Annotated in this window: 14 protein-coding genes; 6 read left to right on the top strand and 8 right to left on the bottom strand. The window is 67.0% G+C overall.

Annotation, left to right across the window (positions count from 1 at the left end; translation table 11 throughout):
* Window positions 1-26: 26 nt before the first annotated feature.
* Window positions 27-1,331 carry an ABC transporter substrate-binding protein gene (locus ACHZD8_RS15895; protein ID WP_394771397.1) on the bottom strand — a complete coding sequence of 435 codons (1,305 nt, stop codon included), beginning with the start codon at window positions 1,329-1,331 and terminating at the stop codon, window positions 27-29.
* A gap of 273 nt (window positions 1,332-1,604) precedes the next feature.
* Here ACHZD8_RS15895 and ACHZD8_RS15890 point away from each other — a divergent pair, with 273 nt between their 5' ends.
* Window positions 1,605-1,946, top strand: coding sequence for a Sec-independent protein translocase TatB (locus tag ACHZD8_RS15890; protein ID WP_394771396.1), 342 nt, complete (start codon window positions 1,605-1,607; stop codon window positions 1,944-1,946).
* On the opposite strand, the gene ACHZD8_RS15885 is transcribed toward ACHZD8_RS15890, so the two are convergent.
* The 3 genes from ACHZD8_RS15885 to ACHZD8_RS15875 form a co-directional block, all read right to left on the bottom strand.
* Window positions 1,943-2,986, bottom strand: a complete 1,044-nt coding sequence (locus ACHZD8_RS15885) for a LacI family DNA-binding transcriptional regulator (RefSeq protein WP_394771395.1) — start codon at window positions 2,984-2,986, stop codon at window positions 1,943-1,945. The genes ACHZD8_RS15890 and ACHZD8_RS15885 overlap by 4 nt on opposite strands.
* A gap of 235 nt (window positions 2,987-3,221) precedes the next feature.
* On the bottom strand, window positions 3,222-3,830 hold the full coding sequence (locus tag ACHZD8_RS15880) for an NADPH-dependent F420 reductase (RefSeq protein WP_394771394.1): 609 nt from the start codon (window positions 3,828-3,830) through the stop codon (window positions 3,222-3,224).
* Window positions 3,827-4,927: an alkene reductase gene (locus ACHZD8_RS15875; RefSeq protein WP_394771393.1), complete on the bottom strand. Its 1,101-nt coding sequence runs from the start codon at window positions 4,925-4,927 to the stop codon at window positions 3,827-3,829. The genes ACHZD8_RS15880 and ACHZD8_RS15875 overlap by 4 nt, the downstream gene beginning before the upstream one ends.
* A 150-nt stretch (window positions 4,928-5,077) precedes the next feature.
* Between ACHZD8_RS15875 and ACHZD8_RS15870 the strand changes: the two genes are divergently transcribed.
* Window positions 5,078-5,545: a MarR family winged helix-turn-helix transcriptional regulator gene (locus ACHZD8_RS15870; RefSeq protein ID WP_394771392.1), complete on the top strand. Its 468-nt coding sequence runs from the start codon at window positions 5,078-5,080 to the stop codon at window positions 5,543-5,545.
* 318 nt (window positions 5,546-5,863) lie between these two features.
* On the opposite strand, the gene ACHZD8_RS15865 is transcribed toward ACHZD8_RS15870, so the two are convergent.
* Window positions 5,864-6,619, bottom strand: a complete 756-nt coding sequence (locus ACHZD8_RS15865; RefSeq protein ID WP_394771391.1) for a DNA alkylation repair protein — start codon at window positions 6,617-6,619, stop codon at window positions 5,864-5,866.
* A gap of 45 nt (window positions 6,620-6,664) precedes the next feature.
* Complete coding sequence (locus ACHZD8_RS15860) at window positions 6,665-7,492, bottom strand: helix-turn-helix transcriptional regulator (RefSeq protein ID WP_394771390.1); 828 nt, start codon at window positions 7,490-7,492, stop codon at window positions 6,665-6,667.
* An 85-nt stretch (window positions 7,493-7,577) separates the two neighbouring features.
* On the opposite strand from ACHZD8_RS15860, the gene ACHZD8_RS15855 reads away from it, so the two are divergent.
* The gene (locus ACHZD8_RS15855) at window positions 7,578-8,258 is read left to right on the top strand and encodes an SDR family NAD(P)-dependent oxidoreductase (protein ID WP_394771389.1); all 681 of its coding nucleotides are present in this window, start codon (window positions 7,578-7,580) and stop codon (window positions 8,256-8,258) included.
* A gap of 19 nt (window positions 8,259-8,277) precedes the next feature.
* Here the strand turns inward: ACHZD8_RS15855 and ACHZD8_RS15850 are convergent, their stop codons facing one another.
* Window positions 8,278-8,919 (bottom strand): NAD(P)-dependent oxidoreductase, encoded by a 642-nt coding sequence (locus ACHZD8_RS15850; RefSeq protein ID WP_394771388.1) that lies wholly within the window; start codon window positions 8,917-8,919, stop codon window positions 8,278-8,280.
* Between the two features lie 101 nt (window positions 8,920-9,020).
* On the opposite strand from ACHZD8_RS15850, the gene ACHZD8_RS15845 reads away from it, so the two are divergent.
* Window positions 9,021-9,401, top strand: coding sequence for a winged helix-turn-helix transcriptional regulator (locus ACHZD8_RS15845; RefSeq protein ID WP_394771387.1), 381 nt, complete (start codon window positions 9,021-9,023; stop codon window positions 9,399-9,401).
* Here ACHZD8_RS15845 and ACHZD8_RS15840 read toward each other — a convergent pair.
* Entirely contained in the window at window positions 9,398-10,213 is an 816-nt protein-coding gene (locus ACHZD8_RS15840) for an alpha/beta fold hydrolase (protein ID WP_394771386.1), read from the bottom strand. The genes ACHZD8_RS15845 and ACHZD8_RS15840 overlap by 4 nt on opposite strands.
* A 49-nt stretch (window positions 10,214-10,262) precedes the next feature.
* On the opposite strand from ACHZD8_RS15840, the gene ACHZD8_RS15835 reads away from it, so the two are divergent.
* Together ACHZD8_RS15835 and ACHZD8_RS15830 are read left to right on the top strand one after the other, a co-directional pair.
* The gene (locus tag ACHZD8_RS15835; protein ID WP_394771385.1) at window positions 10,263-10,673 is read left to right on the top strand and encodes a MarR family winged helix-turn-helix transcriptional regulator; all 411 of its coding nucleotides are present in this window, start codon (window positions 10,263-10,265) and stop codon (window positions 10,671-10,673) included.
* A gap of 124 nt (window positions 10,674-10,797) precedes the next feature.
* Window positions 10,798-11,367: a PadR family transcriptional regulator gene (locus ACHZD8_RS15830; protein WP_394771384.1), complete on the top strand. Its 570-nt coding sequence runs from the start codon at window positions 10,798-10,800 to the stop codon at window positions 11,365-11,367.
* The last annotated feature ends 45 nt before the right edge of the window (window positions 11,368-11,412 follow it).

Below are 11,412 nucleotides of genomic sequence, written 5' to 3'. Positions count from 1 at the left end.
TCTCTAGTTTCTATTGCGTGTTCTTGTTACTGGGCCGCGTACAGCGCCTTGGCCTGCGCCTCGAGGTTCGCCGTGTCGATCGTGCCGTCCTTCAGGAAGCCCTGGAGAGCCGGGATCATCACGTTGTTCGCCATCGCGGGCAGGGCGTCGCGGTCGAAGAACTGGCTGATCGACTTGGCGTTGGCGATGACATCGGCGAGCTTCTTGTTGAATTCGCTGTACCCGGAGGTGTCGGCCCCCTTCGCGGTCATCAGGTTTGACTTGTCCACCGAGAAGTACGCCTCCTGGCCGGCCGGGGTGCCCATGAACGCGAGGAAGTCGCGGGCGGCCTTGTTCTCGCCGCCCTTCTTCGAGAGCATGAGCCCGTCGATCGGCGCCTCGACGGCATCCATGCCCTCCGTGGCGATCTCGGGGAACGGGAAGAAGTCGACGTCAGCCAGCACGGCCGGGTCGGTGAACTGCTGGGTCACGAACGAGCCGAGCAGGTACATGCCGGCCTTGCCCGCGCCGAGCAGCTGCGCACCCTCCTGCCAGGTGAGCCCGAGGGCGTTCGTCGACTGGTATGGCAGCAGCTGCTTCCAGTTGTCGAACACGTCCTTGACCTTCTTCTGGTCCCAGGACTCCTTGTGTGCCGTGAGATCCATGTGGAACTTGTAGCCGTTGGTGCGCATGTTGATGTAGTCGAACGTGCCCATGGCCGGCCAGCCGTCCTTGTCCGCGAAGGCGATGGGAACCAGGCCGTCCGCCTGCATCTGCTTGGCGAGGGACACGAGGTCGTCGAACTTGGTTGGAACGGTGTAGCCCTTGGCCGCCCACACGCTCTTGCGATAGAAGAAGCCCCACGGGTAGTTGTAGTTGGGCACGAAGTACTTCTTGCCGTCGTCCCCGGTGGACGCCTTGGTCAGACCGGCGCTGAAGTTCTTTCCGATCTTGTCCCACACGTCATCGATCGGGGCGACGAGATCCTTGCCGGCGTAGTAGCGCATGCGGTAACCCGCGAACCACGTGAACGAGTCGTCTGGGCTGCCCTGCAGGTAGGTGTTGATGTTGTTCTGGAAGTCGTTGTGGGCCACGGTGTTGGTGGTGACCTTGTCACCCGACGACTTCTGGAAGGCCGCAACCACCGCCGCGTAGGCCCGCTTCGGAACGTCGTCGGATGATCCGGAACCGAAGGTGACGGTCTTCGAGCCGGTCGACGAGGTGGTGCCGCCCGGTGAGCACGCGGCAAGAACCGAAATCGCCGCTGCGCCTACCGCCCCGCTCAGGATCACCCGCCGGTTCACCTGGGTCTTCGCTATCGCACCAAAGGCGCTGAGTTTCTCAGTTGTCACGGTAATTACTCCCTTGTAATCGTTCCCACAGAGGACTGGCCGCGATCCCGGCCACTCCGGATGCAATGAAATCGGTACCTGGAGCGCTCGAGGACAAGACGAGCAATGCCGACCTCAGTAGCAAGGTACACGAGCACTGCGCGTTTGAATATACTCCAGTAGATTTTCCCCTCGATCACTCCTAGGGTGTGCTTAAAGTCGGTTTCGGCGGCCGTAGTTTCTGCCCACGCCGTACCGGAATGAGTTCACATCTGCCGAGGGCCAGGAAGCGATATGTTCGGTCTCACGTTCGAGAAGCTGCTGCTGATCGGGGTGATCGCGGTGATCCTGATCGGGCCGGCGAACCTGCCCCGCTACGCCTCCGGCCTGGCCACGATGGTGCGCGGCCTTCGTCGACTTCTCGACACCGCCAAGGAGCGAGTGCGCGACGAGATGGGCCCCGAGTTCGACGAGATGGATTGGAAGAGCCTCGACCCACGTCAGTACGACCCCCGGTCGATCATCCGCCAGGCCCTGCTCAACGACGACCCCGAGGAAGCAGCTCCTCGCACGCCGGTAGGCACCTCCCCGTCGGCTCCCCGAGCCGACGAAGAAGATGACGGGATGTACCGCTAGCCGGATGCCTCAGTGGCGGGCGCATCGCAGCCGCAGGACCGGCGCACGACCAGCTCGGCGCGGAACGTCTGGTGATTGGTGACTCCCGTCACTCCGTGGCTTAGCGCCTCGATCGCGGCCCTCGCCATGTCCGCGACCGGCTGCCGCATGGCGGTGAGCGGCGGCCAGCTGTACTCGGACTCCGCCGACCCGTCGAAGGAGATCACCGCGAGGTCCTCCGGCACCCGGACGCCGGCCTCGTGCACCGACCGGAGCAGGCCGACCGCCTGCATGTCGGAGAGGGAATAGACAGCCGTCGGCCGGTCCGGCAACGCCAGGAGCCGCCTGCCCGCCTCGTAGCCTCCGATGCGACCGAAGTCGGCTCGCACCATCGGCCCCTCTGGCAGGCCGGCCGCGGCCAGCGCGTCGGCCCAGCCGAGTTCGCGGTCCCTCGTGGTCGTGCCCCCGGTCAGTCCCGAGATGATGCCGATGTTGCGATGGCCGTGCGCGATGAGATGCTCGACGGCGAGGCGCGAGGCCTCCCGAAAATTCACGCCCACGCTGGAGAAGCCCTCCTCGGGCCCCGCACGATCGAGGAGCACCACCGGGATGTGCGCCTCTTTTGCGCTCTCGAGGTCCGGGTCGTCATCCGTGCTCGCCAGGAGCAGGCCGTCGACCTGCCGCGAGACCAGCTTCTGCACCAGCTGGTGTTCGAGAGTGGCCGAGAGGGCCGAGTTGGTGAGGATCACGGAGAGGTCGATGACCGCCGCCTCGCTCTCCACCGCACGCGCGTAGTCGGCGAAGAAGGGATTCGTGTTGTCGGAGACGACCAGCCCGATGATCCCGCTCACGCCGAGCTTCAGGGCGCGGGCCGCGGCGTTCGGGCGATAGCCCAGATCCCGGATGGCGTCCAGCACGCGCTCACGGGTTGCCGGCGCCACGTTGCGGGGACCCGCGTTCACCACGTAGCTCACCACCGCCGTGCTGACACCGGCGTGCAGCGCGACATCCCCGCGAGTGACCGGGCGCCTGCGCTCTGGTGTCGGCTTCACGGCGTGCATCCTTCGGTTGGGTCGCGTGCCTCTCAGAATAATGTCCTCTCCCCGCCACCGTGGAGGTTTCGACGATGCCGTGCGCCCGGAGCGGCCCGACCTCAACCTCACGTTTCTCCGGAGGTGTGCGGCTCAGCCGGCCGAAATTGGGCATTTCGGCGGCAATTCTGGCCGCAATGAGACAACCCTCCGGAGAAACGCGCGCTGACACGCGACTAGGCGGGCGGCCGACGGGCGGCACCGCTCACGAGACGACGCGGATGTTGAACAGCGGCGTCTTCTTCACTTGCATGAGGGACGCGAAGAAGAGGAAGTAGTGCTCAACGCCCCGGGCCGTCCGGATTCCACCCAGGTCGATTATGGACTCGGCCGACCAGCCGAGATCGAGAAGAAGGGACGCGGCCTGCGCCTTGGCTGCGTCGTCATCCCCGGAGACGAAGACGCTGCTCGCTTCGGGAAGCGACGTCGGTGACGTCATCACCGGCATGGCGGCCGTATTCATCGTCTTGACGATTCGGGCCTCGGGAAGCGCCTCCTGCAGCTTCTCGCCAAGGCTCGAGTTCGGGTAAATGAGGTCGAATGCCTCCGTGTTCGCATTGGCGACGTCGATCACCGTCTTGCTGCCGAAGGCTTCGGCTCCGATGGCGGTGAGCAACTCGAGCGAGCCGGCGCCCTGAGTGGCGTTGATGACCAGATCGGCCCGCTCGACCGCCTCCCGCGACGAGAAGACCGGCACGTCATTCGACACTCCCCGGCGGGTGCGTGAGCCGAGGATCACGACGTGTCCGGCGCCGGTGAGCGCCGCGGCGAGGGTGAATGCGACACGCCCGGTGCCGAGGATAGAGATGTTCATGGTCGTATTCCTTCTGTTGTTGTTGCTGTTGCCGTCGCTGATGCGAGGGTGGGGTAGTCGTTGAAGCCTTCCGCTCCGCCGCCGTAGAACGTCGCCCGGTCCGGTTCGTTGAACTCGGCTCCGACCCTGAGGCGCTCCACCACATCGGGATTCGCCAGCGCCCACCGTCCGAGGGGCGCCACGTCGGCCAGGCCGGCTTCGACGTCGTTCTGCACGACCCCGCGATCGCGACCGGCGCGAAGCACCAGGAGCGTGTTCGGCCAGGCCGCCCGCAGGTCTCGCAGAAGTCCCTCGTCACCGGTGTGCAGCAGGTGAACGTAGGCGAGGTCGAGCTTCGCCAACTCCGCGACCAGGTACCGGTACAGGTCATTGGTCTCGACACCCTCATCCAGCCCGCCCGCTCCCGAGCCCGGGGAGAGACGGATGCCGGTGCGATCGGCACCGATCTCCTGGGCGACCGCGGCGGCCACCTCGAGGGTGAAACGAGTGCGGTTCTCAATCGATCCGCCGTAGCGGTCGGTGCGCTCATTCGCGTTCGGGGAGAGGAACTGGTGCAGGATGTAGCCGTTGGCGGCGTGGATCTCGACACCGTCTGCGCCGGCGCGGATGGCTGCGGCGGCGGCCGTTCGGAAGTCGTCGATAGTTGCCACTACCTCGTCGGTGCCGAGCGCACGGGGGGCGGGTACCGGCTGCATCCCGGCCGCGGTGAACAGCTGCACTCCGGCCGCGATGGCGGACGGGCCAACCGACTGGCGGTGGTGCGGCGTGTTGTCTGGGTGCGACATCCGGCCCGCGTGCATGAGCTGCAGGAAGATGGCGGCGCCGGCTTCGTGCACTGCAGTGGTGATCGGGCGCCACGCCTCGACGTGGTCGTCGCGATAGATGCCCGGCGTGTTGAGGTAGCCCTGCCCGTCGTCGGAGGGCTGGACCCCTTCGGTGATGAGCAGGCCGAGCGAGGCTCGCTGGGTGTAATAGTCCACGGCGAGCGCGCTCGGCGTGCCGTCGGGGTGTGCTCGGCTGCGGGTCATCGGCGCCAAGGCGAGACGATGCTTGAGTCGAAGGCGTCCGAGAGTGAGGGGATCCCACAGGGTGGTCATGATTGCTCCTTTCGGCCATTTTGGGTGGCCAGCCACATAAACCTAACACAGTATGTGGCCGACCACCCAATTGGTGTACCGTGGGGTGAGCGTCGCCGACACGCACCGACAACCCGGCGGCCGCAACCAAAGAGAAGCGAGGAGCACGCCGTGGGCAGCCCACCAGATCTACTGCCGGGAACGACGGCGGATGCGAGCATGGCATCCGCCTATCCGATCAGCTTCGCGGTGTTCGCCCTCGCCCGCGCGCACAAGTCTGTCGCCGCGGGGCTGCTCTCCGAGCTTGGGCTCTACCCCAACCAGGAGATCCTGCTGATGCGCCTGTGGGAGCAGGACGGTCAATCCCAGAAGGACCTCGTCGACTCCCTCGGGCTCGATCACTCCACGGTGGTGAGGTCGGTGCAGAGGATGGAGTCGGCCGGGTTGCTCACGCGCAGCAAGAGCACCGAGGACGGTCGAGTGACCCTGGTGCACCTCTCCGACCGAGGACGGGAGCTGCGCGCGGGCGCCCTGGCCGCGTGGGCCGAGTTGGAGTCACGCTCCGCTCGAGCGCTCACGCCAGCTCAGCAAGCGGAGTTCATCGCCCTCGCCGGCACTATCGCTTCCCATCTGGGCTGACGTCTGGCGGTGCCGATGCGCGGGCCATCCGGCACTGGACACGGCCGACGCGCGTTGCCAGAGTGAAAATAAACGATCCGCTCTCGGAAAGGTACGGCCACGAACATGCTTCACACGGACATCCCCACCGCCGGTTCGATCCGCCAACTCGCCAGCGCGCGAGCGCCATTCAGTGTCTCGATCTACCCCTCCCCACATCTCCCGCGTCTCTCCGCGTTTCTCCGGAGGGGTGCGGCTTAACGGGCCGAAATCCCGAGTTTCGGCGGCGATTCGGGCCGAAATGAGCCGACACTCCGGAGAAACGCGCGCCAGGCGCGACTACGCGGGCGGATGCCGGGAATGCGGCGCCGACTTCAGGGCGAGATAGTGGGCGCGGTCGGCCGGAGTGAACTTCTCGATCGCGTAGCGCAGGGCTGTGCGCGGCATGGTCGCCGCGTGGGCGTCGAGGAAGTTGACCAGCCGCGCGCGGTCCATCTCACCGGCGGAGCGCAGCATCCATCCGGTCGCCTTGTGGATGAGGTCGTGCTTGTCGTCGAGCAGCAGCTCGGCGATCGCGAAGGCATCATCGAGATCGCCGGCGCGGATGAAGTACCAGGTGGCCACCATCGCGGTTCGACGCTCCCACAGCACGGGCGACCGGGCGAGCTCGTAGAGGATGTCGCGCCGCCGGTGCTCGAGGTACCCGCCCACGACGTACGGCGCCGCGCTGTCCACGAGGTCCCAATTGTTGATGCCGTCGTGACGCCTCAGGTAGAGCTCGAACAGCTCTCGACGACGCTCGGGGGAGGTGCGCTTCTTGCGTCCCTCCTCGGACATGATCGTGAGGGCGGCGGCGCGAGCCTCGTGGATCTCGCTGCGCAGTAGCAACTCGAGTTCGCCCACCGGCATCCCGAGACACTCCTTCGCCAGCGCGGTGAGCGGACCGCGGCGCACCCCGATGAAGGTGTCGCCCTCGCCGTATTCGCCGGGCGCGGTCTTGAAGAACCGGCTGAGTCCCGGCACGTCGTCTGGATTGGCGAGCGCGCTCAGCCTCTGGAGAACGGATGCCGCAGTCAGTCGCTCCGCGTCGGTCACGCGTCCACGTTACTGTGCCCACCCGCAGAGGCCCGTGGGCCGTACCTACGCGAACGCCCGGACCGCGCTGACCCGGAGCAGGTCGAGCTTCGCGGCATCCGCCGACCCCGGCACCACGGTGTAGACCACGATCTTCAGGTCGCTGCCCGGAGCCGAGAGCACATCGCAGTCGAACGTGATGGGCCCGACGACGGCGTTGTTCACGGTCTTGCGCGATTCCCGGTGCTCGCTGAACTCGGCGGTAGCCCACAGCCGCTCGAAGTCCTCCGAGGATGCCCGGAGCCGGGCGATGAGGGACGCGAGGGCGGCGTCGTCCGGGTAGCGCGACGATGCCACGTGCACGTCCGCGACCAGGTCGCGACGAAACTGGGCGAGATGCTCGGCGGTGTGCTCGACGACCGTTGGCGCGCCCATGAACTGGTGCCACAGAAGGTTCGTTCCGCGGTCGAGCTTAGCCGCCTCCCCGAACAGCGTGACCCAGAGGTCATTGACGAGCAGAGTGTCCCATCCCGCTGAGAAGACCGCCACGGGCACTTCGCCGAGCCTGTCGACGATGTGCTGCACCCCGGGCGTGACGTGCCGAGGGACCATCGTCTTGGTCGGCACCGCGACGCCCCCCATTCGGAAGAGGTGGTCTCGCTCCTCGTCGGTGAGCCGAAGTGCGCGGGCGAGCGCTCCCAGAACCTGGGCGGACGGATGCTTCGCACGCCCCTGCTCGAGTCGGACGATGTAGTCCACGCTCAGGCTCGAGAGCATGGCGAGCTCCTCGCGGCGGAGCCCCGGTGAGCGACGATCCCCTCCGGCGGGGAGTCCCGCCTCGACGGGCGAAACCCGGTCGCGCCACCCGCGGAGCAGCCATCCAAGATCTGACATGTTCCCATCCTGCTCCCGCAGCCTGATCGCAGGGTGGTATCGGGAGTGCCAGTCACCGGCACGGGCGAGGCCGCAGGCTCGATTCATGACAACAACACTGATCACCGGGGCCAACAAGGGCCTCGGACTCGAGACCGCCCGCCGACTCATCGAAGCCGGCCACACCGTCTACGCCGGCATGCGCGACACCTCTAAGGGAGCCGACGCTGCGGCCCTCGGCGCCAAGGTAGTGCAGCTCGATGTGACAGACGAGAAATCGGTGGCGGCGGCCCTCGCCGGGCTTCCCGCCGTCGACGTACTGATCAACAACGCCGGAATCGTCGGCTCGCACGCCGGAGCCGACGAGTTCGGCGCCGATGACCTGGCCGAGGTCTTCGACGCCAACGTCTATTCGATCGTGCGCATGACCAAGGCGGCGCTGCCGCTGCTCCGGGAGTCGATCAATCCGGTAATCGTGAACGTCGCGAGTGGACTCGGCTTCCCGCGTTTCGTGACCGACCCCAACCGCGTCGAGTCGACCATCAGCGGCCTGGGCTACATGACGTCGAAGGCCGCGGTGATCATGCTCACGCTGCAATATTCGAAAATGCTCCCCGGCATTCGCGTGAACACGATCGACCCCGGCTACACCGCCACCGATCTCAACGGCCACAACGGGCACCAGACCGTGACGGAGGGAACGGATGCGATCGTCGCCATGGCGACGATCGCAGCGGACGGTCCCACCGGCACCTTCAGCGATCGAGACGGAGTCATCGAGTTTTGAGGCCTCCGGCGATGGTCGGCTAGTAGGCGACTCCGAATTGCGCGCCGGAGTGGGCCGGGGTCTCGATCTCGTCGATGATGGCCGTGGCGAAGTCCGCGCCGGAGATGGCGGATGCCCCGCTCTCGTCGAAGATCGCGACCTCGCCGCCGGTGCGATAGGTGCCCGTCGCCTCGCCGGGTGCGTACGACCCGTACGTGGCGGCCGGGCTCACATAGAACCAGTCGAGCCCGTCTGGGGCGCGCTCGACGAGATCGTCGACGACCTCCGCCATGACCCGGGCCTCGGTCGCGAACTGCGGAGGCACCCCATCCGTGTATGCCGTGCGGGCCGCACCGGGGGCCAGCCGAAGGGCGCTGAATCCGCCCACGAATCCGACGCGCTTTCCCGCTGCCGCCGCCGCGGCGGCCAGCGAGGCGTAGAGGCTGCGCAGTTCGGCCTCGAGGCCCCCGCGCGGGGCGAGCGCGCCGATGACCACGTCGGCGCCCGACACCAGGCCGGGCAGTTCATCCTGGATCGAGCCGGTGAGATAGCGGACCCCGTCGATGGGCTCGGTGGGCGCGTTGCGGCTGAACGATGTCACCTCGTGGCCGCGCGAGACTGCCTCGCGGGCGATGTTCGAGCCGGTGTAGCCGGTTCCTCCGAGGACGGTGATTCGAGTCATTGTTTCCCTTTCAGAAGCGTGAGTGTGCGTCTTGAATAACTCTAGGAGAGTTGGTTACTGTTGGTAAGTAGGCACTTTCAGGTAACCGGATGGGCGGACCATTGCTGGACACAAGCGCACGCGAACTGGATCCCTATCAGGCCGGCTGCCCGACCCGGCGCATCCTCGACCTGATCGGCGGGCGCTGGACGGTGCTCATCGTGGGTGCGCTCGGAGAGGGGACCGCACGGTTCTCGGAACTGCTTCGGCGAGTGGACGGCATTTCGCAGAAGATGCTGACGCAGACCCTGCGGTCGATGGAACGGGACGGTCTCGTGACCCGTACGATCACCGCGGAAGTGCCGGTCAAGGTCGAGTACGCCCTCACCGAGGCGGGGCGCACTCTCACCGAGCCCCTCAAGGCACTCGAACTCTGGTCGATCGAGCACTTCACCGGCGTCGCGGCCTCGCGCTCCGAGTACGCGTCGCGGGCCGCCGGCTAGGCCGAGCGCCGCGGTTCTGCACTCCGAACCGTCGAGACGAACCCGTCGAGGATGGCCCAGAGCGCCTCCGGCCGCTCGAGCTGGGGCAGGTGCCCGGCTCGCGCGATCAGGGCGAAGTCCGAGCCCGGAATGGCGGTCGCCAGGGCGCGACCGTAGGCGGGCGTCACCACGGCGTCCCCCTCGCCCCAGACGACCGAGGTGGGCACGGTGATCGACTCGAGCCGGCTCGCGAGCGTCGGGTTGTACATGAAGGGATCGCCCGCAATGGCACGCATGGTTTCCTGGTTTGCGCGCTGCGCGGCGAGCTGCGCGGGGGTGAACGCAGAGGGGCCCCGGTAGCCCCGCTCCGGATCGAACCAGGCGACCTCGGCCAGGCCGCGGGCGTCGAGCGAGAACACGTCGGCGATGGTCTCGCCATCGACCTCGATTCCGGTGCCGTCGATGACGGCGATACCGGCGATGACGTCGGCGTAGCCCTCCTCGGCTCCGGCGATCGCGGCCATCTCCACCGCCATCCAGCCGCCCATCGATGACCCGATCACGAGCACGTCGCGCAGTCCCTCCGCGACGAGCGCGTCGAGATAGCCACGGGCGAGGGTGGGGACGGAGTCCGCCGCTTCCGGGCGGGCCGTTCCGTTCCAGCCGGGAAGAGTCGGGGCGAAGACCGGATGCGACGACGAGTACCTGGCGACGATGGGCGCGACGGTGAATGGGCCGCCCCCGCCATGAAGCACGAGTATCGGTCTGCCGACATCGGTTCCCACCCTGGTGAGGGTGGCGGCGGCGATTCGCGCTACTTCGGACTCGGTCATGGGCGCTCCAATCAACATGTTGATATCAATATGTTGATACACTAACACCATGACGGATGACCTCGAGCGGCTCGGACGCACAATCAAGCAAGTGCAGGATCGCGACCACCGCGCCCTCGACCTGGCGCTTCGTGACGCCGGCGTCTCGCTAGTTCAGTGGGACGCGCTGCGAGCCATCGACCGGATGCCGGACGCGTCGAGCCACGAACTGGCCCGGGCAACCTTCCAAAGCGATCAGTCGTTCGGAACCCTCGCCACCCGACTCGTGAACCGCGGGCTGGTCGAGAGGCGGCCGGGCCCGGGACGTCGCGTCGGGTTCGCACTCACCACCCAGGGCGGTGTCGCGCTCCGGGCGGGGCGCGACGTCGCGGCGACGGTGTGGACGCGGCTGTTCGGCGGCCTGAGCCAGGATCAACGTGCGGCGCTCCTCGGGCTGCTGCAGGCCGTCGGGGGCGACTGAGCCGTGACTGGGCACGGCTGGCCAGACCCGCAAGATCCACAATCCGGTCTGGCGAACTCCCAGAGTGGCGATATATCGTTAAGTGTCGTCGAGCCGCGGTGGCTCCGGCGCTGAGGAGGAGATCATGAGCAATTCATTCATGGGAGACGGGTTCCCGGGTCGCAAGGGCGGCGCCGGCGAGGGCTGGCCGGGCGGCGCGATCTGGGACGCGATGGAGCAGTTGCGCGGACAGTTCGACCGCAAGGTCGGCGCGAGGATGGCACGAGGCGACGTGCGTTCGGCGGTGCTCGCGCTCCTCGCCGAGAAGCCGATGCACGGCTACCAGATCATCCACGAGATCGAGGAACGCAGCGGCGGCGCGTGGAAGCCGAGCCCCGGATCGGTGTATCCGACCCTTCAGCTTCTTGCCGACGAGGGCCTCATCGTTGCCGAGGAGTCCAACGGCCGCAAGACGTACTCGCTCACCGACGAGGGCCGCGTGACCGCGGATGCCGCGGCCGGCACCTCGGCGCCCTGGGAGACGGAGAGCGCTCGGGAGAACGTGCGGGCGTCCGCGCTGCCCAAGGCCGGCATCGATCTCGCTCAGGCAGCGGCCCAGGTGGGCCGCTCCGGTAACCCCGAGCAGGTCAAGGAGGCTGTCGCCGTTCTCGATGAGGCGCGTCGTAAGCTTTACTCGATCCTCGCCCAGGACTGACCGAGTGCCACAGCACGTCGGCCTCAAGGAGACTAGTTGACCGAC

This window comes from Lacisediminihabitans sp., from assembly GCF_043726815.1.
GTDB lineage: Bacteria > Actinomycetota > Actinomycetes > Actinomycetales > Microbacteriaceae > Lacisediminihabitans.
Note: the sequence above shows the minus strand (reverse complement) of the source record. Positions and strands in the feature narration are given on the sequence as shown.